This is a genomic window from Yoonia tamlensis (genome assembly GCF_900115105.1).
Lineage (GTDB): Bacteria > Pseudomonadota > Alphaproteobacteria > Rhodobacterales > Rhodobacteraceae > Yoonia > Yoonia tamlensis.
Genome location: NZ_FOYP01000001.1, coordinates 247968 through 268149 on the forward strand (window position 1 = coordinate 247968; position 20182 = coordinate 268149).

The following is a 20182-nucleotide window of genomic DNA, read 5'->3' on the forward strand; positions in this document are numbered from 1 at the left end:
ATGGGGTTTGCGATGAAATCTTTCTTGGCGGCATTGGCGATTTTGCCCAGCATTGCGCATGCGGAAACCCAATATTGGGACTATGGCGCGTGGACAGTCATGGTTGAAACCGTCGATACCGGCGAGGATTTGCGGGTGTTTTGCACGGCTTTCACGGGGGGCGACGGCGCGCCGTCATTGCGCATTGACGTGTCAAACGGCGACGCGATGCCGCCTGATTTCTACCCCGCACCCGTGCTGCACGAATCCGCGCCGCGCGGCTATGCGACGATGATGCAAGACGGGGACCGGGTGCTTTTTGAATTTGACCGCGAAGGCGTGACAGAAGGATTTGTGCAGGCGTTTCATGATGAAGACGGGATCATGCAGGCCCAAGCCTTTGCGCATACCGCTGATAATCTGTGGCTTTTGCAAACCATGCGCCACGCGGATCAAATGTGGACCACTCGCGACGGCGAGGTCATCTATGGCGCATCACTGGCCGGGTTTACCGCAGCCTATGGCAAGATCGCGGAGCAGTGCGGATTTTCGACAGTTGGCGTGATTGAATAAATTTCGCGAAATTTATTGCGTCTAGCGCACACCGATATCGGCCAGCGCTTTGGACAGTTCCGGCGGCAGGGCGGTTTCGGCTTGTTGCTGCGCGGTCAGATCGGCGGGCGCGTCTTCGGCTGAAAGGTAGCGCCAGCCCTGAAACGCGCGCCGCGGTGTGGCTGCAACGCGGATCAACCCCGGTTTGCTGACAATCGCACAGCGGCGGATACCGTCATTGCCTATAACTTCGTCCAGCCGCAGGATCGGCTGGCGGCACTGGATCACGCCCTTGATCACCCAATAGATTGACCCGCCGTTCAGGATTTCGTCACCGCGCTTGGGCCACATGCGGGTGATATGGCGCGGGTAGCCGTCAGCGGTTTGCGCGTGGCGCGTATCCTGCCAAGCCGCAAGCCCAGCGACATCATCCGTCCCCACGGAAAGCTTTACTATATTTACCCAGTTTTTCACCGTGACCCCCTAGATATGGTGGTGTGCCTTCTTTATACGCGGCGATACAAGATTCTAAAAGCAGGTTTGCGACTTTGCTTTTAGCCCGTTCCGACCTATGCTTTGCCCCCCGACTTGTCCCCGTTCAGAATCAATCAAGGATCATCCCATGACCGCCTTTGCCGCCCCTATTGCCGCACAAATCTGGGACATGAAATACCGGTTCAAACAGGCGGATGGCACCCCGATTGACCGCGATGTGACCGATACCTGGCGCCGTATCGCCAAGGCTTTGGCCGTGGTCGAAAAAGATCCGGCGGCTTGGGAAGAAAAATTCTATGACGCGCTGTCGGATTTCAAATATCTGCCGGCGGGCCGGATCACGGCAGGCGCGGGTACAGCGCGGTCCGTGACGCTGTTCAACTGCTTTGTCATGGGCACGGTGCCCGACAATATGGGCGGCATTTTTGATATGCTCAAAGAGGCCGCGCTGACCATGCAGCAGGGCGGCGGCATCGGCTATGATTTCAGCACTATCCGCCCCAAGGGCGCTGCGGTGCACGGCGTGGCCGCAGATGCATCTGGCCCGCTGTCGTTCATGGATGTCTGGGACGCGATGTGCCGCACGATCATGTCCGCGGGGTCGCGCCGCGGCGCGATGATGGCAACAATGCGCTGTGACCACCCCGACGTCGGGGACTTCATTACCGCAAAATCAGACGCGGCGCGTCTGCGTATGTTCAACATGTCCGTGCTGATTACCGATCCGTTTATGGAGGCCGTCAAGGCAGACGGCCCGTGGGATCTGGTATTTGACGGCAAGACCTACCGCACCGTGCAAGCCCGCGAACTGTGGGACGCGATCATGCAATCGACCTATGATTACGCCGAACCTGGCGTGATTTTTATCGACCGCATTAACCAAATGAACAACCTGAATTATTGCGAAACGATCGCCGCAACGAACCCTTGCGGCGAACAGCCGTTGCCCCCCTATGGGGCCTGTCTGCTGGGGTCGATCAATATGGCGCGGCTGGTCAGTGATCCGTTTGGAGATGGCGCTGCGTTGGACGTCGATGCGATGGCGGATCTGGTCGCGACCGCTGTGCGGATGATGGACAATGTGGTGGATACATCCCGCTTTCCGCTCGCGGCGCAAGCGCAAGAGGCTGCCGCCAAACGCCGGATCGGGCTGGGCGTGACCGGATTGGCCGATGCATTGCTGATGGTCGGGTTGCGCTATGGATCAGAGGAAGCGGCGCGTCAGACAGACCAATGGATGCACGCGATCGCGCGCGCCGCCTATCTGGCCTCGGTGGATTTGGCACGCGAAAAGGGCGCGTTCCCGTTGTTCGACGCTGATAAATATCTGGCAAGCGGCGCAATGCAGAACATGGATTCGGATGTTTGTGATGCCATTCGTCAATATGGCATACGAAATGCGTTGCTGACCTCTATCGCGCCAACCGGCACGATCAGTCTTTACGCGGGCAATGTCAGTTCCGGGATCGAGCCTGTGTTTGCCTATGCCTATACCCGCAAAGTCCTGCAAAAGGACGGGTCGCGCACCGAGGAAGAGGTCGTCGATTATGCCGTGCAAATGTGGCGCGACCTGAAAGGCGACGCACCATTGCCGGATTATTTCGTGAATGCGCAGACATTGGCCCCGCTGGACCATGTGCGCATGCAGGCCGCTGCGCAAAAATGGATCGACAGTTCGATTTCAAAGACGATCAACTGCCCTGCCGACATCAGCTTTGACGATTTCAAAGAGGTCTATATGGCCGCTTGGGATCAAGGCTGCAAAGGCTGCACGACCTACCGCCCCAATGATGTGACCGGATCGGTGCTGTCGGTGTCCGAGGATGTGACCCCGTCCGAGCGCCCCGACCAGATGCGCGATGGCGATAACGGGTCCGAAGTGATTTATATGTCCGAACCGCTGGACCGCCCGAATGAATTGGAGGGCGCGACCTATAAAATAAAATGGCCGGAATCCGAACATGCGATTTATATCACCATCAACGATCTGGTGATCGCGGGCCACCGCCGCCCGTTCGAGGTGTTTATCAACTCAAAAAACATGGAACACTTTGCTTGGACTGTGGCGCTTACCCGCATGATTTCGGCCGTGTTCCGGCGCGGTGGTGATGTGTCGTTTGTGGTGGAAGAGCTGAAAGCCGTGTTTGATCCGCGCGGCGGCGCATGGATGCAGGGGAAATATGTGCCGTCGATCTTGGCGGCGATTGGCGGGGTGATTGAAAAGCATATGGTCGCTATCGGGTTTCTGGCGGGCGAGGGCATGGGCCTGAAAAGCGACCCGCAAGCCGATGTCGTTGCGATGAACGGCAAACCGCGCGGCAAGGCATGCCCGTCTTGCGGGTCTTACGATCTGCGGATGGTCGAAGGCTGCATGACCTGCGGATCCTGCGGACATTCGAAATGCGGCTGACCGGTTGAGGAAAGCGGGCATGGCACAAAACGGGCGGTTCACTTTGCCAAGCTGTTTTGCGCAGTCCGCGCCCTTTACTTCGGCGATCAGGTTTATCGCGGTGGATGTTGAAACGGCCGCCCATGACGTTGCAAGTATCTGTCAGATCGGGCTTGCTGTTGTCGGGTTTGACGGCGCGATTGCGACCTTTAGTGCCTATATTGATCCGCGCGTGCCCTTTGCGGCGGGCAATACCCGATTGCACGGGATTGACGCTGCGACTGTCAGCGGGGCCCCTGACTTTGCCGATGTGCTGCCTGATTTGCGCGCCATTCTGGAGGCGCATCCGCTGGTGCAGCACAGCCGGTTTGACGAAAAGGCATTTGATGCCGCCTGCGCCCTTGCAGGGCTGCCGGTTCTGAAATCACATTGGGTCGATAGCGTGGCCATCGCGCGCAAGGCATGGCCGGAATTTAGGGGCAATGGCGGGCACGGTCTGGGGCATCTCAAGCAGGCGCTCGGGCTGCAATTTCGCCACCATGACGCAGGCGAAGACGCGCGTGCGGCGGCGCAGGTGGTTCTGAAAGCCGAGGCCGTATTCGGCCGCAAGATCGAGAACCTGAATGCGACACGGCAGCTTTCGTTTGTGTTTTAAGGGGCTGCGTTGACCGTGATGCTTTGGTTTGCGCTGAAGGTTTCCCATGGTCCGATAGTCCCATCTGGCCAGACGACGCGGATATCGGCGGTCTCATGTGCGCCAACCCCGAAATGCAGCGGCACAAGGCTGCCGCTGGCATGCCCGCCGCCGATTGTGCGTTCAATCGTTTGCGTCCCCTCGGCCGTGCGCAGTTCCACAATCGCGCCGATTGCATAGATGTTACTGCCGGTTTGGCGCGGATCAATGCGCAGCCAGTTGCCGGTGTCTGTGCTGGTGTTTTGCCAAATCTCGAGCGGGGCGCGGCGGTTGACCACGATGATATCAAGCAACCCATCAGCATTCAGATCGGCCAGCGCGGCACCGCGCGCGCGATGGGTCGTGCCGATGCCTGAAGGTCCGGCGGATTCGGAAAATGTCCCATCCGCGTTTTGCATCAACAGGTTATTAGGGTCCAGCATCGCAAGGCCGGGCATCTGGTCTACATTGCCTTTGGCGATAAAAAGATCAGCGCGCCCGTCATTGTTGATATCGCCGAATTCGGCGTGCCAGCCGGTTGATGGCCGCCCGTCATCACCGGTAAAGGGGCGCTGCGCATAGGTGCCTGTCGCATAGGGAACCGCCGCAAATTGATGTCCGTCATTGGTCATCAAAATCTGATCGCCCATTGACGTCAGCATCACATCGGGCAGCCCGTCGCCGGTAATATCGCGGCTGGCGATCCCCATGCCCCAGATTTTTTGTTCGGCCCAGCCATCCGATGCGTCCAGCGCGCGCAGCGGATCAAGCGCCCACATTTGCTCGGAGCCGTCACGCAGATAATATTGCCGGTCATTGGAAATGCGCAGCATCGGGGTCCCGCTACGCTGCCAGTCGGAAAACAGCATCGACAGCGGGCAATAGGCGGGGTCAAGTGCTACAGGCGCGCCATAGCTGTCCCCGTCGGGGCGCAGCAGCCAGTTGGTATCACAGGTGCCAAACGGCCCGTTGGGGTCTGTGGTGTCGACGTAGTTCCCGATAGCGAGCGTCGGGCGGGTCTGCCCTGCTTCCCAAGTGGCCGAAAAGGCGGTTGTCCAGCGGTCGTCGGCGGGGATGTTCATTTGCGCAGTCGCATCGGTGAACCGGCAATCGCCCTGCCCAAGCAGCAGCGTATTTGGCCCATTGTGCAGGACCATCAAATCGATCACTGCGTCATTGTTGATGTCGATCGGGTAGGCGCCGGTGACGCCAAGCAGTGGCGCGATCTGGCCATCGTCAAATCGGACGTCAGCACCCGAGGCGTTGATCAACAGCCGCGCGGGGTTTGCGCCACCCGCGACAAACGCCTCGGGAAGCGAATCACCGTTGCAGTCAAAAACAGCCACGCCGCCACCGACAAAATGATCCCAGCCGCCAGCGTATTCATGGGGCGCGACCCCCGCCTGCGCACGGTCCGAAAACTGCGGCGGCGTCTGCGCGGCAGCGCCCGAAGCGGCCAACGTTAACGTTATAGTGATCTTTGAAAACATTGATAGATTTCGGGGCGAGCGTCCAAAAAATTGCGATCTGGCAGGGGCAAAATCTGCCGTCCATGCTGGTGTAAAACGATTGAATAAATTGTTCATGAACTGCCTGTCTGTTTGGCGAAAACCCGGGGAAATTATCGGACCATGCCGAAAACCCGCCAGATTAGTTAAGTAATTTTTCTTAATGTTTACAACGGCATTATTCAGTTTGACACGAATGTTAGCGCTACCTATAAGTTACGGTGCGGCCGAGAGAGCCGCATTTCTGGGAGGAAATACGATGAAGATGAAACTACTTATCGCTGCTGCGGCGGCTGCAACTTTGCCTGCGTCAATGTCATTTGCTGACACGCTGACTATCGGTGTGAGCTGGTCCAACTTTCAAGAAGAACGCTGGAAGACAGACGAAGCGGCAATCAAAGCGGCGCTTGAAGCGGCTGGTGCGGAATATGTATCTGCGGACGCGCAATCATCTGCGGCAAAGCAGCTGACAGACATCGAAAACCTGATTGCGCAGGGCGTTGATGCGCTGATTGTTCTGGGTCAGGACACGCAGGCGGTTATCCCCGCCGTGCAGGCCGCTGTGGATGAAGATATCCCTGTTGTGGCTTACGACCGTCTGATCGAAGATGACCGCGCGTTCTATCTGACATTCGACAACGTCGAAGTGGGTCGCCTTCAGGCTGCTGCTGTTCTGGCGGCACAGCCAACAGGTAACTACGTGATGATCAAAGGGTCACCAACCGATCCAAACGCGGACTTCTTGCGTGGCGGTCAGCAAGAAGTGCTGCAAGCTGCAATCGATTCCGGCGCGATCACCATTGTGGGCGAAGCCTACACCGACGGTTGGCAGCCTGCGAACGCACAGCGCAACATGGAGCAAATCCTGACCGAGCAAGGCAACAACGTTGATGCGGTTGTGGCGTCTAACGACGGCACCGCCGGTGGTGTTGTTGCTGCGCTGACCGCACAAGGCATGCAAGGCATTCCTGTGTCCGGCCAAGACGGTGACCACGCGGCCCTGAACCGCGTTGCTGCGGGTACACAGACCGTGTCTGTCTGGAAAGACGCGCGCGAGCTGGGTAAAGCGGCGGGTGAAATTGCTGTTGCGCTGGCTGGCGGCACTGCCCCTGCGGATGTTGCGAACGCTGTTTCATTCACCACGCCTGGTGGTAACGTGATGAACGCTGTCTTCCTGGCCCCTGTGCCTGTGACTGCTGAAAACCTGTCTGCTGTTGTTGATGCTGGCTGGATCACACAAGAAGCACTGTGCCAAGGCGTCGAAAACGGCCCAGCACCTTGTAACTAATTGCAGTGAAACTGTGAACTAAACGCGCCGCCCTGATGGATCCATCGGGGCGGCGTATTCACTACAGCAACTCTGATATACCGGGACAGCACATGACTGACAGTACCGAACCCACTGGATCGACCCCGACCCAGTCGCCCCGCAACTTTATCCAAAGCCTTGAACTTGATACGCGCCTTCTTGGGATGATCGGCGCCTTCATCGTAATCGCCATCGGCTTTAGCATCGCGACGGGGGGCACGTTTTTAACCCCGCGCAACATCTTTAACGTCACCATTCAAACCGTATCGGTTGCCATCATGGCGACAGGCATGGTGTTTGTTATTGTGACCCGCAACATCGACCTGTCGGTTGGTGCGCTGCTGGCGATTTCATCTGCCGTGATCGCAATGGTGCAGGCCCGCTGGCTGCCCGGCTATTTCGGGCTCGAATATGGCTCTGTCTGGATCGCGCCATTGGCCATTCTGTCGGGTCTTCTGGTCAGCACGTTGATCGGCGCGTTTAACGGCTGGCTGATCGGCTATCAGATGATCCCTGCGTTTATCGTCACATTGGGCGGGTTTCTGGTCTGGCGTTATGCCGGCTGGTATCTGACCGACGGGCAGACGATTGCGCCGCTGGATAGCACATTTATCCTTCTTGGCGGGGCCGAAGGCACATTGGGCGAATTCTGGAGCTGGGTCGTGGGCGGTCTCGCCTCAATCTTTGCTGTCTGGAGCGTCTATAACGCCCGCAAGAACCGCGTGTCGCACGGGTTCCCGACCAAACCGATGTGGGCCGAATACACCATCGGCGGCATCTTTGTGGTTGCGATCATGGGTTTTGTGGCCACGCTGAACGCCTATGATATCCCCAAAGGCAAATTGCGCCGCATGTTCGAAGCCCGCGGCGAGGTCATGCCCGACGGGTTCACCCAAGGGCACGGTTTGCCGATCTCGGTTCTGATCCTGATTGCAGTGGCGGTTGTGATGACCGTGGTCGCACGCAAGACGCGCCTTGGCCGCTATATTTTTGCAACCGGCGGCAATCCTGATGCAGCAGAATTGTCCGGCATTAACACCCGGCTTTTGACCGTAAAGGTCTTTGCGATCATGGGGTTCTTGTGTGGCCTGTCCGCGATCGTGGCACAGGCACGTTTGCAGGCGCATACGACCGATATCGGGACGCTGGACGAGCTGCGCGTGATTGCGGCGGCTGTTATCGGTGGTACGGCGCTCGCGGGTGGTGCAGGCACGATTTACGGGGCCATCTTGGGCGCGTTGATCATGCAATCGCTGACATCCGGCATGGGGATGGTCGGCGTTGATAGCCCGCTGCAAAACATCGTTGTTGGCGGCGTGCTGGTCTTTGCCGTCTGGGTCGACATTGTGTACCGTCGCAAAACAGGAGACGTATAATGACTACGCCACTTCTTGAAATGAAGAACATCTCGATCCGTTTTGGCGGTATCAAGGCGGTTGATAATGTATCCATCAGCCTGATGCCGGGCGAAGTTGTAGGCCTTTTGGGTCACAACGGCGCGGGTAAATCGACATTGATCAAGATCCTTGCCGGTGCATACAAGGCCGATGAGGGCGAGATTTTTGTCGATGGCAAAAAGGTTGAAATCAACAACCCGCGTGACGCACGTGCGCAAAATATCGAGACGATTTACCAGACGCTTGCGCTGGCAGATAACCTTGATGCGGCGTCAAACCTGTTCTTGGGGCGCGAACTGACAACCCCGTTCGGTCTGGTCGATGATGCAAAGATGGAGGCTGAATCGCGCAAGATCATGGCGCGCCTCAACCCCAACTTTAACCGCTTTTCCGAACCCGTCCGGTCGCTGTCGGGTGGTCAACGCCAGTCGGTCGCGATTGCCCGTGCCGTGTATTTTAATGCACGCATCCTGATCATGGATGAACCCACGGCGGCGCTTGGTGTACATGAAACCGCGATGGTCGCGGATTTGATTAAGGAGCTGAAGTCCCAAGGTTTGGGCATTTTCCTGATCAGCCACGACACCCGCGAAATGATGGAACTGTGTGACCGTGTGTCGGTGATGAAGAACGGTCAGATGATCGGGAACGAGCGCGTCGAGGACGTGACCGAAGACGATATTCTGTCGATGATCATCATGGGCAAGAACCCAAAACGCGACGCGGCTTAAGCCCGCTGCGATCTGCATGATTGGGGCGGCAGGGTCATACCTTGCCGCCCTATTTCTTAGCTGCTGACCGACATTGTGGCCGCGACGGCCTTTTTCCAAGCGCCATAGCGGCGGGTTCTGTCGCTGTCTTTCATCGCGGGGTCAAATGTGCGCTCGCAGCGCCAGCGCGCGGCGAATTCGTCCTTGACCGGATAAAGCCCGACATGTTGCCCCGCCAGCCATGCGGCCCCCAGCGCCGTCGTTTCCAGCACCTCGGGGCGGTCCACGGGTGCGCCGATGATATCGGCCAGAAATTGCATAGCCCAATCTGATGCGCTCATCCCGCCGTCAACGCGCAAAGTGGGCTGCACGCCTTCGCCTTGCCAGTCGGCATGCATGGCTTCGATCAGGTCGCGGGTCTGAAAACCAACGCTTTCAAGCGCTGCACGGGCCAGTTCCGCAGGCCCCGTGTTGCGCGTCAGCCCATAGATTGCGCCACGGCATTCAGGATCCCAATAGGGGGCGCCAAGACCGGTAAAGGCAGGCACAAGGATTACGTCTTGGGTATCGTCGGCAGTTTGCGCCAGCGGTTGGGTTTCCGCCGCATCACGGATGATTTTCAGCCCGTCGCGCAGCCATTGCACCACGGCACCTGCGACAAAAATAGACCCTTCAAGCGCATAGGTCGGTTTGCCATCCAACTGATAGGCAATCGTCGTCAGCAGCCGGTTTTGCGAGGCAACGGGCGTATCGCCCGTGTTCAACAGCGCAAAGCACCCTGTTCCATAGGTCGATTTCAGCATGCCGGGTTCAAAGCAGGCCTGCCCGACGGTCGCCGCCTGCTGGTCGCCCGCAACGCCGGTGATCGGCACAGCGCGGCCGAACAGATCGGGGCGGGTTGTGCCAAAATCGGCGGCGCAGTCTTTGACCTCTGGCAGCATGTTTTGCGGGATATCCAAGAGGGCGCAGATTGTTGTGCTCCAGCGGCCCTTGTGGATGTCATAAAGCATGGTGCGCGCGGCGTTTGTCGCGTCGGTCACATGGGATGCGCCGCCTGTCATCTTCCAGATCAGGTAGCAATCGACCGTGCCAAACAGCAGATCGCCCTTGGCGGCTGCGTCGCGTGCGCCCGGGGTATTATCCAAAATCCATTTCAGCTTGGTCGCCGAAAAATACGGGTCAAGTAATAGCCCCGTGCGCGCGGTGATCATATCGGCGTGGCCCGCCGCGGTCAGTTCGCGGCAATAGGCGGCGGTGCGGCGGTCCTGCCAGACGATCGCATTATGGATTGCTTGGCCTGTGTGTCTGTTCCAAACCACGGTGGTTTCACGCTGGTTGGTGATCCCGATTGCGGCAATGTCATCGGGGCCAAGCCCCGCGCGTTCAATTGCGGATCGGGCGGTGCCTGCCACGGTCGACCACAGATCATCGGGGTTGTGTTCAACCCAGCCGGACTGCGGGAAATGCTGGGTGAATTCTTCTTGGGCGGTGGCCACAACCTGCATGTCTTGGTCAAATATTATCGTGCGCGATGATGTGGTGCCCTGATCAATGGCAAGAATATGTGTCATTTCGTTTCCTCCCCCGCGGCCTAATTTGCCGTGTCGTCGTTGGTCTGCGCGCGCAGAAGGGTTTGCATCCACGCATCAAGCGCCGCGATTTCATCCGGCGACAATCTTAGCCCCAGTTTGCTACGCCGCCAGACGATATCTTCGGCCGTGCGCGCAAATTCATGAGTGATTAGCCAGCTGATTTCCTTGGCATAAAGATCAGCGCCAAAATGCGGCCCCAAATCATCAAGACTGGTCGCATCGCCGATCATTTTTACCGCGTCGGTACCATAGGCGCGGACCAGGCGGCGCGCGTGGGCGGGCGTCAGGAACGGGTAGGTGGTTGCCAGATCGCTGACCTTTTTGTCGAAATCCGCCACTTCGAAATCGCCGCCGGGCAGGGGGACGCCTGCGGTCCACTTGCTGCCTGTTTCGGGGAAATAGGTCTGCACCTTTTCCAGCGCGCTTTCCGCAAGCCGCCGGTAGGTGGTGATCTTGCCGCCAAAGATATTCAGGATCGGCGCACCATCGGCGTCGACTTTCAGCGTGTAGTCGCGGGTCGCGGCGGTGGCGGATGTCGCCCCGTCATCATAAAGCGGGCGAACACCGGAATAGGACCAAACCACATCATCCGCAGAAATGGGCGTTTTGAAATAGCCGTTCGCGAAATTGATCAGATAGTCGCGCTCGGCCTCTGTACAGGTCGGGCGCTGGTCGGGGTCTGAGTGGTCTGCGTCCGTGGTGCCGATCAGTGTAAAGTCGTTTTCATAGGGGATCGAAAAGATGATCCGCCCGTCAGTGCCTTGAAAGAAATAGCATTTGTCATGGTCATAAAGCTTGGGCGTCACGATATGGCTGCCGCGTACAAGCCGCACGTCTTCGGTGCTGTCCACGCCGATCTTGTTGTGGATGACATCGCCAACCCAAGGGCCAGCCGCGTTGATCAACATGCGCGCGCGGTGGGTTTTTGTGGCACCTGCGTAATCTTCAGTCGTGATTTCCCAGATGTCACCCACCCGTTCGGCATTGGTCACCTTGGTGCGGATCATGATCTGCGCACCGCGCAGCGCCGCGTCACGGGCGTTAAGCGCAACAAGGCGCGAATCTTCGACCCAGCAGTCAGAATATTCATAGGCTTTGGTGAATTTATCGTTCAGCGGCGCGCCCTCGGGGCTGTTGCGCAGGTCAACGGTGGATGTTGGCGGCAGGATTTTGCGCCCACCCAGATTGTCATAAAGAAACAGACCAAAGCGGATCAGCCACGCAGGCCGCCGCCCGCGCATCCACGGCATCACCGTGTTCAGGATTTTTGACGCAGGCGTGCTGCCTTCGAACCGCATATCCTTGTGATAAGGCAGCACAAACCGCATCGGCCACGAAATATGCGGCATGGCGCGCAGCAGGGTTTCGCGTTCGATCAGGGCTTCGCGGACCAAGCGGACTTCGAAATATTCAAGATAGCGCAATCCGCCGTGGAACAATTTGGTCGAGGCCGACGAGGTGGCCGAGGCAAGGTCGGACATTTCCGCCAGACGCACATTCAGCCCGCGCCCTGCCGCATCCCGCGCGATGCCGCAGCCATTGATGCCGCCGCCGATAATAAACAGATCGCAGGTTTCATCGGAGGGGGACAATGCTGACACGTTTTTGGTCCTTTATAGGCGGGGTTCATAGCGCGATTTTATGCGGCGGGGCGTCGGTGATTGGAAGAAAAATGGGATCATTTGCAGTCGGATATCTACAATACATTGATTTTTAATAATTAATTATCATTTCTGGTATAGAGTCGACGCGATTTACGGCCGAAATCGAACAAAAACGAAAATATGTTATGGTTTTGAATCCTAAATCGAACTATTTCTGCCAGTGAATCGCACCCATACGCGGCAAGGAAACCCCGATGGCCAAGACATTCCGCGCGCCTGAAATTGTCGAAATCGCCCGCCGTGAAGGCAAGGTCACCGTCGAGGATCTAGCCGCGCGGTTTGGCGTGACATTGCAAACTATCCGGCGCGATCTGACGGAACTTGCGGATGCGGGGCGGCTTGAACGGGTGCATGGCGGCGCGATCCTGCCGTCAAGCACGACCAACATCGGCTATGAGGACCGGCGCGTGCTAAATAGTCAGGAAAAGGTTGATATCGCCCGCGCCTGCGCGCGCGAATTGCCCGAAGATTGTTCGGTTTTCCTAAATATCGGCACCACGACAGAGGCGGTGGCCGCCGCATTGTTGCACCACCGCAATCTGATGGCGGTGACCAACAATATGAATGTCGCGCATATTCTGGCGGCAAATGCGGATTGTCAGGTCATTTTGACTGGCGGCAGTTTGCGGCGCTCCGACGGCGGGTTGGTCGGTGGTATTACCACTGATACCATCGGCAGGTTCAAATTTGACTATGCGATTATCGGCTGTTCGGCATTGGATGAGGACGGTGATCTGCTGGATTACGATATCCACGAAGTCGGCGTCAGTCAGGCGATTATCGCCCGCGCCCGCCATGTGTTTGTCGTGGCGGATCATACGAAATTCGGACGTTCGGCCCCTGCGCGGATCGGATCACTGGCGTCGGTCGATATTCTGTTTACCGACCGACCTGTGGCCAACAGGCTGCGCGCAAGCTGTGATGCTTGGGGGACCCGCGTGATTTACGGGCGGGCCTAGCCCATCCGTTCCGAAGCAAACGATCCGGGTGAGGCGGGGAAAACGACCGTTTTGTTGCCGTTCAGAAAAACCCGCCCGTGGATATGCGCATGGATCGCGCGCGACAGCACCTGCGCTTCGACATCGCGGCCAAGCGAGACATAATCTGCTGGCGATTGCGCATGGGTGACGCGGGTAATGTCCTGTTCGATAATCGGCCCTTCGTCCAGATCGGCGGTGACGTAATGCGATGTCGCGCCGATCAGTTTCACGCCACGCTCGAACGCTTGTTTATAGGGGTTTGCACCCTTGAAGGATGGCAGGAATGAATGGTGGATATTGATAATCCGGCCTGACATCTGCTTGCACATCTGGTCCGACAGAATTTGCATGTAGCGCGCAAGCACGATCAGATCGGCGCCCGTGTCATCGACAACCTGCATGATGCGGGCTTCGGCTTCGGGTTTGTTTTCTTTGGTGACTTTGATGCAGTGGAAAGGGATGTCGTGGTTCACGACGACCTTTTGATAATCCATATGGTTGGAAATCACCGCAACGATATCAATCGGCAGCGCGCCAATCCGCCAGCGATAAAGCAGATCGTTCAGGCAATGCCCAAAGCGCGATACCATGATGATCACTTTGGGTTTGACGGATTCGTCGAAAAATTCGGCTTGCATCCCGAATTGTTCAGCAATCCCTGCAAAGCGATCTTCGAGATCGGCCAGCCCCACGCCTTCTTCGGAGCGAAAGCTGTTGCGCATAAAGAAATTGCCGGTGTCGGTGTCGTCGAACTGCGCGGAATCAGTGATGTTGCAGCCCTGTTCGCTAAGAAAGGTCGACGTCGCAGCAACGATCCCGCGGGTTGATTTGCATTTTACGCGAAGGGCGAAATTGGTCATGGCATTAACTTTTCTGGCTGGGTGAACCTGTTTGCCCCTGATAGTGGTCTTCGCGGTCGGTTGACTAGATCAAAGCGACGTCTCAGACACCGGAATAGACACGCGCGAATTTCCGATCCGACACAGCAGGCGCGGATGCGGTCAAATTTCATGAAATTGCACGGCGTCGCCGCAGGTGGCCCTTGCGATATCAACGACATGTTGGTGATGGGTGAGATAGATCGCCTGCCCGCGCCGGCCAATGCGCGCCATAAGCCGGCAAGCGGATGCGGTGCGCGCCTCGTCGAAGGTTTCAAAAATGTCGTCGCAAAAGAACGGCAGGCATGTCCCCTGATCGGCAAGCTGTTCATAAGCCGCGGCGCGCAGCGCAAGATACAGCTGGAACCGCGTACCTTTTGACATGTCTTGTGCGTGTTTTGCGCGCCCGTTCGCGTCGATCCCGACCAGCGTTTCATGGCTGCCAAGGTTTTGCGTTTGCAGGGCGCTATAGGCCCCGTTTGTCAGTTCGCTAAATGCGGTTTGCGTGGCGTGCATCATCGCGCTGCGGTGCTTGTCGCGGTAACGGCGGATCGCCTCTTGGGCCAGCATATGTCCGGTACGCAAGCTGATATAGCGCAGCGCCGTGTCCTGCATTGCCAGTTCCAGCGTCACCTTGCGTTCGGTCAGTGCAGCGATACTGTCGTCGCCGGTGACAGCGCCCAGATCGCGCGCGGCTTCGGCGCGGGTTGCGATGGCGGCACGGTAGTCTTGTTCGATCGCGTCCAGATCGGTCTGGGCCTGCATCGCGCCTGCCGCGAGACCGGCGGCGGTCTGGCCCTCAAGGCGCGTGCGCGCATGATCCAGATCGTCAATGCCAAGCTGCAACAGTATTTGGGCCGCCAGTTCCGTGCGTTCCTTGCGGGTCGCAATTGCGGCATGCGTGCCCAAAACGGCGCTGCGCAATGCGTCAATTGTGTCTGACGGTATTTGCGCGGCAAAGCGCGTGCCCAGATCGGTGACCTGCCTTGCGATGCTGTCGATTTCGCGCTTGGCCTGCGCGATTTCGTGGTTCGTTTCGGCGGTCTTGTTTTGCAGTGCGGCACGTTTTGTTTCTTGTTCGCTGGCATCATCGGCAAGTTGGCGCAGCGCGGCAAACGCGACAAGCGGGTCATCGGCGGCAACCGCATGCTGCGCGGCCAGTGGCGCCACAAGTGCTGCAAATTGCGCCTGATCGTCCTGCATTGTTGCGACCTGCCGTGCGGCCATGCTGCGCCTTGTGTCCAGTTCGCGCAGGCTGCGCAGCGGCGCGAAAGACAGCATAAGGCGGTCCGCCTGCACGTGGTCTTGCAGGTGGCTGTGGACCAGATCTGCCCATGCGGTCTGTGCGGCCTGTGCGGCGCGGTCCAATGCAGCATATTGTTCTTGCCGCCGCAGCTGATCGGCTTGCAGGACGGCCAGTGCTTTTTGGCTGGCCCTTTGTGCTGCATCCTGATCCAGCGCTGTTTTTGCCCGCTGGCGCGCGCGGATGACCAGCGCGTCGAAATCGGGGCTTTCTTGCGCGATATGCGCGCCCAGCGCCTGTGTCAGCCGTTCTGCTTTTTCGCAGGTGACGGCGTGGTCCTGTTCAGCAAGCCAAAGCGTTTGCGCAGCCGTTTCGGCCTGTGTGCGGCGCTGTGCCCATTGCGCAAATGTGGCGGGCGGCGGCGTGTCGGAAAGGCCCAGTTCAACGGCGATCGCCCCAAGCTGCGCTGTAATTTCCGCCTGTTCGGCGGCCAGTCTTTGGTGCCGCTTGGCGTGGTGATCCAGTCGGGCGGCTGTCTGTGCCAAGCTTTGCGAAAGCTGCCGCAACAGCCCCAAATCGCTGGCTTGGGTCAGGCGTTGTGCGGCGGTGCTGTCGGTCTTTTGCAGCGCAGTTTCAAAGGCGTCGGCGGTGGCGTCCGACAGCGCTGCGCGGTGCGCCTGCCACGCGGCATCGCGGCGCGCGGTGATTGCTTGGGCGGTTGTGTCGTCGATGATTGCGCTATTGTCGCGCAATCCCGCGATCTGTGCCGCAAGCGCTGCGTGATCCGCGCGCATCTGGTCCAGTGCATCCGTCGATTCGGCGATTTTGCGGCTATGTTCTGCGTGGGCTTGGGCAAGTGCTGTGATTGTTGTTTCTGGCGCGCCTGTCGGGGGGGAGGCAAAATTCTGCCCGTTGATCGAAAGTGCTGCCAAAGCTTTGGCAAGCGCGCTGCGGGCGCTGTCGATTGCCTGTCGGGCAGTCGCATAGGCGGGGGTAAATGTGTCGATGCCAAAACTGTCCAGAATTCCGGCGATTGCCATATCGGCCGGTTCAGGGTGCGGGCCGGCGCCGGATTTTGCTTGCGCGATCTTGTCGGATATTTGGGCCAGTTCGTCTGCCGCGGTTTCGCGGTCGCGCAGGGTTGCGCGCAGACTGTCGCGCGCGGTTTCCAGTTCGGCAAGCGCGGCTGAGGTCACCACAAGCAGCGCTGGATCACAGGTTGCACCCAATGCGGCGGCAATGGTTTGCATGTCCTTGTCAACCGTTTCAACGGCGTCGATGCGGCGGGCCAGATCAAGCTGCGCGGTTGCATGGCGGCTGCGCGCGGCGTCCAGATCAGCCAGCTGTTGCGACAGCCCTAACTGATCGGGGCAAATGTGGATTTGCGCCAGTGCGGCTGTTTGCGCGGCGTGGTCGGCCTCTAGCCGTGTGATGTCATGCATGGCTTGGCTTTGGGCGCTGACAAGCTGCTGCAAATCATCGGGGCCAATATCGAGCTGCGCGGGATAATCGGGCATAGCCGCCAGCGCCGCGTCACATTGCGCAAGCTTGTGCATCAAAGGCAGCGCCGTCTGCATGGATTTGATTTGTGACAGCTGCAACATGCACGCATTGCGCTCCGTGCTGGTTTGTTCTTCGGCTTGGCAAGCGGCGGCCAGCGACTGGCGCAATTTGCGAAACGCGGCGGCTGGCACGTCTTGGGCTTTGATCTGCGCAGCTATTTCGGACAATTCCTTTTTCAGCTGCGCCATTTCCGATTTGCTCGAACGTTTGAGGAAAAGTGCGTTTGCCTGCGCATCGACCCCGTCTAGGACAGCCGTCAAATCGCTGACCCCCGCTGCCGCCGAAAACAAAAGCCGCCCGATATCGCCTTGGCTATTGGCGATTTCGTCTCCGCCGCGTTCGATCGTGTCGTCGTCAAGGCAAAGCAGTTTGCGGTAGTCATCAGCGCCAAGCCCGCCCAGATGCGCGGCAATTGCGGCTTCGGGCAAGGGGGTGCCGTGGGCGTCTTGCAAGGATGCGTTGCGGGTGGGCAACCGCGTGAGCGCCAGATCGCCCTGCGCCGTTTCAAACCTGCCCGAGACCCGCAAATTCTTGCGCTGGTGCTGGAAATCATAGGATTCGCGTGCGTCAAACCCGTAAAGCAGACGCAGATAGGCTTCCATTGTTGTGGTTTTGCCTGCTTCGTTCGGGCCGTAGATAATGTGGAAATCGGGTGCGCCCTGCAGCGCTGCGCCAAAGTCATAGGACTTGCCGGCAAAATGCCCGAACAGATCAAGGCTGAGCGAACGCAGGCGCATCAGACCCCCGCCCCTTTCATCTGCGCGACTATCTGTGCGCAGCCGCTCTTGGCCAGATTCTGGGCAAGCCTGCCTGCGGCATCCTTGTCAGGAAGCAGCGCAGCACGCATCTGTGCGGGCAGTTCCGATAATGTCGTGTCGACCACATCGTCCAGCGCTGCGATCATCCCCGGTTCGGCGCACATGGCTTGCATGATCTGCGCCAGTTCATCCGTGGCGCCGACCGTATTACCGGCAGGGGTCGCAAGGTCAAAACTGATCTTGTCGATCCAGACCTGCCCTATTTCTTGCGCCAGGCTACGCGCGGTTTCCACCCAAAGCGCCTGATCGCGCAGAATATGCCAGTGGCGGTCTGACTGTCCCGTGAGGGCCAGCCGCACGATGCTATTGCTTGCTTGCGCGTGTTGATCGCGCAGTGTTGCGCGCAATTTATCGCGCAGCATCTCGTCGGTTGTGCAGGCGCTGATATCACAGGCGACCTGCTGGAAAACCACGGCGGCGGTCGGGATTTCGTGCACGGTTATTGCACCGTCATTGATGCATAGCATCGTGGCCGATTGTGGGCCTGCCTCGCCGATGTCGCGGCCTTGGGGGATGCCGGGCATCACGATCCACGGGGCATTGCAATAGACCTCGCGTTTATGGATGTGGCCCAAGGCCCAATAATCAAACCCCATGGCCTGCAGGTCAGTGACTGAACAGGGCGCATAGGTGTCATGCCCCGCCGCCCCCGCAAGCGATGTATGCAGCATGCCGATATTGATCGCATCCGCGACAGGGTCGTCGAATTTGTCCAGCAGGCTTTCGGGCGCGTGGCGGTCGCGAAAACTGACCCCGTGAATCCAGATATCGGTGCCTGCCAGCTGCACCTTGCCGCCGCGCCCGTCAAAGACATGCACATTTGCGGGCAGTGCGGTTTCGCCGGTCACGGGGTTTTCGGCGTCGTGGTTGCCTTTGATATAAAAGACAGGGATGTCCGCTGCCGCGAGCCGGTCAAGCTGGGTGACCAGAAAGGCCGCGGTTTTGGCACTGCGCGCGGCCCCGTCGAACAGATCGCCCGCGATCAAAAGCGCCGCGACATTTTCCGCAAGCGCCGTGTCGATGATCGTCACAAATGCCGCGCGTGTTGCGGTTTGCACGGCGTCACGCATGTCTTCATCACGCAGCGCCAGCGATTTGAGCGGTGAATCGAGATGTAAATCGGCCGTGTGCAAGATGCGGATCAAAGGTTGTTCCCCCTTGCCGCGAACTTGCGGGGTTTTTGGCCCGAGCGCAATCGGATCACGCGAGCCGATAGGCCTTTTGTGCGTTGCCGCCAAAGATTTTCGCATGATCTGCGCCCGCAAACCCGAGCGCCACATCATGCCATTGCTTATAGCTGGCCGCCAATGTCGATACCGGCCAGTCGCTGCCCCAAATAATCCGGTCCGGTCCAAAGCTGGTCAAAAGATGCGTCACATAGGGGGCAATGTCATCGCGGGTCCAGTCTGCATTTGCTTCAGTTACAATGCCCGATAGTTTGCAAAAAGCCTGAGTTTCGTTTGCCAGCCGCGCCATGCCGGCAGCCCAGTCGTCAAATTTTCCATCCCGAATTTCCGGCTTGGCGCCATGGTCGATGACGGTGCGCAACTGCGGGTGCTGACCTAGCAAGGTATTCAGGTTGTCCAGATGGCGCGGCAGCACCAGCGCGTCAAAGGTCAAATCATGGGCGATCATCGCGGCAAACGCGGGTGCAAGCGCGGGGCGCAACATCCAGCCAGCATCGGCAATATCCTGAATCATCGGGCGCAGCCCGACAAGTTTGGGATGCTTTGCGAGCGCGGCAATCTGGTCTGGTGCGTCGTCCGCTTCAAAATCAACCCAACCGACCACGCCGCGAATGAAATCTGTCTTATCGGCCAAAGCCAGCATATAGGCTGTTTCCGCAGCGGTGGGTGCGGCCTGCACAAGCACCGTGCCGTCAATGCCGCAACCTGCCAGCAGCGGCGCCAGATCGGCGGGCTGGAAATCACGGTAAAGCGGCGCGATATCCGCCGTCAGCCATCCGTAGTCGCCCCGCGCGAGCGCCCAAAAATGCTGGTGCGCGTCGATCTTCATGTGCCGATCACCCCTTTGGTCAGAATGATATTGCCATAAAGCCGCGTTTCACCTGTCTGCACCACGGCAAAGGCCTTGGCTGCGCGTTCATAAAAGGCAAACCGTTCGATGGATCCGATTTTATGGTCGGGGATCATCGTTTGGAACTGCGCAACGATTTCGGGAACCGCGTCCGGTTCGCCAACAACCTGCATCGTGTGCGCGGGTGTCGGCACATGGGTATCAAGCGGCAGCAATTGGACCACGGCGGCCAGCGTATCGGTGGCGCTGATCCCGTCAAGGCGCATGGTTTTCGGGCCCAGCCCATGGGCAGGGAAATTTGCATCGGCGATCACGATTTCATCGCCGTGCCCCATTGCGCGCAATGTCCACAGCAGATCGGGCGACAGGATCGGGGGGATGTTGTATAACATGGG

The 20182-nt window shown here is 58.6% G+C and carries 16 protein-coding genes; 7 read left to right on the forward strand and 9 right to left on the reverse strand.

The annotated features are described in order from the left end of the window. The first annotated feature begins 12 nt into the window (after positions 1 to 12). Positions 13 to 552 (forward strand): hypothetical protein, encoded by a 540-nt coding sequence (locus BM320_RS01270; RefSeq protein ID WP_131802239.1) that lies wholly within the window; start codon positions 13 to 15, stop codon positions 550 to 552. A gap of 21 nt (positions 553 to 573) precedes the next feature. Here the strand turns inward: BM320_RS01270 and BM320_RS01275 are convergent, their stop codons facing one another. After that, positions 574 to 1005, reverse strand: a complete 432-nt coding sequence (locus BM320_RS01275) for a DUF1489 family protein (RefSeq protein ID WP_090195428.1) — start codon at positions 1003 to 1005, stop codon at positions 574 to 576. Between the two features lie 148 nt (positions 1006 to 1153). On the opposite strand from BM320_RS01275, the gene BM320_RS01280 reads away from it, so the two are divergent. Continuing rightward, positions 1154 to 3436: an adenosylcobalamin-dependent ribonucleoside-diphosphate reductase gene (locus tag BM320_RS01280; protein WP_090195431.1), complete on the forward strand. Its 2283-nt coding sequence runs from the start codon at positions 1154 to 1156 to the stop codon at positions 3434 to 3436. 19 nt (positions 3437 to 3455) lie between these two features. Then, the gene (locus BM320_RS01285) at positions 3456 to 4070 is read left to right on the forward strand and encodes an exonuclease domain-containing protein (protein WP_090195434.1); all 615 of its coding nucleotides are present in this window, start codon (positions 3456 to 3458) and stop codon (positions 4068 to 4070) included. Here the strand turns inward: BM320_RS01285 and BM320_RS01290 are convergent. Then, on the reverse strand, positions 4067 to 5578 hold the full coding sequence (locus BM320_RS01290) for a CRTAC1 family protein (RefSeq protein ID WP_090195437.1): 1512 nt from the start codon (positions 5576 to 5578) through the stop codon (positions 4067 to 4069). The genes BM320_RS01285 and BM320_RS01290 overlap by 4 nt on opposite strands. 283 nt (positions 5579 to 5861) lie before the next feature. On the opposite strand from BM320_RS01290, the gene xylF reads away from it, so the two are divergent. The 3 genes from xylF to BM320_RS01305 all read left to right on the forward strand — a co-directional run bounded on the left by xylF (position 5862) and on the right by BM320_RS01305 (position 9033). Further along, positions 5862 to 6884: a D-xylose ABC transporter substrate-binding protein gene (gene xylF, locus BM320_RS01295; RefSeq protein ID WP_375342062.1), complete on the forward strand. Its 1023-nt coding sequence runs from the start codon at positions 5862 to 5864 to the stop codon at positions 6882 to 6884. Positions 6885 to 6976: 92 nt separating this feature from the next. Beyond that, entirely contained in the window at positions 6977 to 8281 is a 1305-nt protein-coding gene (locus tag BM320_RS01300; protein ID WP_090195443.1) for a sugar ABC transporter permease, read from the forward strand. Further along, positions 8281 to 9033: an ATP-binding cassette domain-containing protein gene (locus BM320_RS01305; protein ID WP_090195446.1), complete on the forward strand. Its 753-nt coding sequence runs from the start codon at positions 8281 to 8283 to the stop codon at positions 9031 to 9033. Before BM320_RS01300 ends, BM320_RS01305 begins: the two co-directional genes overlap by 1 nt. Before the next feature lie 56 nt (positions 9034 to 9089). Here BM320_RS01305 and glpK read toward each other — a convergent pair whose 3' ends face one another. Together glpK and glpD are read right to left on the reverse strand one after the other, a co-directional pair. After that, positions 9090 to 10583 carry a glycerol kinase GlpK gene (gene glpK / locus BM320_RS01310; protein WP_090195448.1) on the reverse strand — a complete coding sequence of 498 codons (1494 nt, stop codon included), beginning with the start codon at positions 10581 to 10583 and terminating at the stop codon, positions 9090 to 9092. Between the two features lie 20 nt (positions 10584 to 10603). Continuing rightward, positions 10604 to 12196: a glycerol-3-phosphate dehydrogenase gene (glpD, locus tag BM320_RS01315; protein WP_090195451.1), complete on the reverse strand. Its 1593-nt coding sequence runs from the start codon at positions 12194 to 12196 to the stop codon at positions 10604 to 10606. 266 nt (positions 12197 to 12462) lie between these two features. On the opposite strand from glpD, the gene BM320_RS01320 reads away from it, so the two are divergent. Next, positions 12463 to 13227, forward strand: coding sequence for a DeoR/GlpR family DNA-binding transcription regulator (locus BM320_RS01320; RefSeq protein WP_090195454.1), 765 nt, complete (start codon positions 12463 to 12465; stop codon positions 13225 to 13227). Here the strand turns inward: BM320_RS01320 and purU are convergent. The 5 genes from purU to BM320_RS01345 all read right to left on the reverse strand — a co-directional run bounded on the left by purU (position 13224) and on the right by BM320_RS01345 (position 20179). Further along, a complete protein-coding gene (gene purU, locus BM320_RS01325; protein WP_090195457.1) occupies positions 13224 to 14108 on the reverse strand; it encodes a formyltetrahydrofolate deformylase in 885 nt (294 codons plus the stop codon). The genes BM320_RS01320 and purU overlap by 4 nt on opposite strands. 141 nt (positions 14109 to 14249) lie before the next feature. Next, complete coding sequence (locus BM320_RS01330; RefSeq protein ID WP_090195459.1) at positions 14250 to 17669, reverse strand: YhaN family protein; 3420 nt, start codon at positions 17667 to 17669, stop codon at positions 14250 to 14252. Beyond that, complete coding sequence (locus tag BM320_RS01335) at positions 17669 to 18895, reverse strand: metallophosphoesterase family protein (RefSeq protein ID WP_090200216.1); 1227 nt, start codon at positions 18893 to 18895, stop codon at positions 17669 to 17671. Before BM320_RS01335 ends, BM320_RS01330 begins: the two co-directional genes overlap by 1 nt. Before the next feature lie 55 nt (positions 18896 to 18950). Further along, a complete protein-coding gene (locus tag BM320_RS01340) occupies positions 18951 to 19766 on the reverse strand; it encodes an amidohydrolase family protein (RefSeq protein ID WP_090195462.1) in 816 nt (271 codons plus the stop codon). After that, positions 19763 to 20179 carry an RbsD/FucU family protein gene (locus BM320_RS01345; protein WP_090195465.1) on the reverse strand — a complete coding sequence of 139 codons (417 nt, stop codon included), beginning with the start codon at positions 20177 to 20179 and terminating at the stop codon, positions 19763 to 19765. Before BM320_RS01345 ends, BM320_RS01340 begins: the two co-directional genes overlap by 4 nt. Between the last annotated feature and the right edge of the window lie 3 nt (positions 20180 to 20182).

Coding starts and splice junctions, on each gene's coding strand:
- BM320_RS01270 (WP_131802239.1), top strand. CDS start 13: ATGAAATCTTTCTTGGCGGCATTGGCGATTTTGCCCAGCATTGCGCAT.
- BM320_RS01280 (WP_090195431.1), top strand. CDS start 1,154: ATGACCGCCTTTGCCGCCCCTATTGCCGCACAAATCTGGGACATGAAA.
- BM320_RS01285 (WP_090195434.1), top strand. CDS start 3,456: ATGGCACAAAACGGGCGGTTCACTTTGCCAAGCTGTTTTGCGCAGTCC.
- BM320_RS01290 (WP_090195437.1), bottom strand. CDS start 5,578: ATGTTTTCAAAGATCACTATAACGTTAACGTTGGCCGCTTCGGGCGCT.
- xylF (WP_375342062.1), top strand. CDS start 5,862: ATGAAACTACTTATCGCTGCTGCGGCGGCTGCAACTTTGCCTGCGTCA.
- BM320_RS01300 (WP_090195443.1), top strand. CDS start 6,977: ATGACTGACAGTACCGAACCCACTGGATCGACCCCGACCCAGTCGCCC.
- BM320_RS01305 (WP_090195446.1), top strand. CDS start 8,281: ATGACTACGCCACTTCTTGAAATGAAGAACATCTCGATCCGTTTTGGC.
- glpK (WP_090195448.1), bottom strand. CDS start 10,583: ATGACACATATTCTTGCCATTGATCAGGGCACCACATCATCGCGCACG.
- BM320_RS01320 (WP_090195454.1), top strand. CDS start 12,463: ATGGCCAAGACATTCCGCGCGCCTGAAATTGTCGAAATCGCCCGCCGT.
- purU (WP_090195457.1), bottom strand. CDS start 14,108: ATGACCAATTTCGCCCTTCGCGTAAAATGCAAATCAACCCGCGGGATC.
- BM320_RS01330 (WP_090195459.1), bottom strand. CDS start 17,669: ATGCGCCTGCGTTCGCTCAGCCTTGATCTGTTCGGGCATTTTGCCGGC.
- BM320_RS01340 (WP_090195462.1), bottom strand. CDS start 19,766: ATGAAGATCGACGCGCACCAGCATTTTTGGGCGCTCGCGCGGGGCGAC.
- BM320_RS01345 (WP_090195465.1), bottom strand. CDS start 20,179: ATGTTATACAACATCCCCCCGATCCTGTCGCCCGATCTGCTGTGGACA.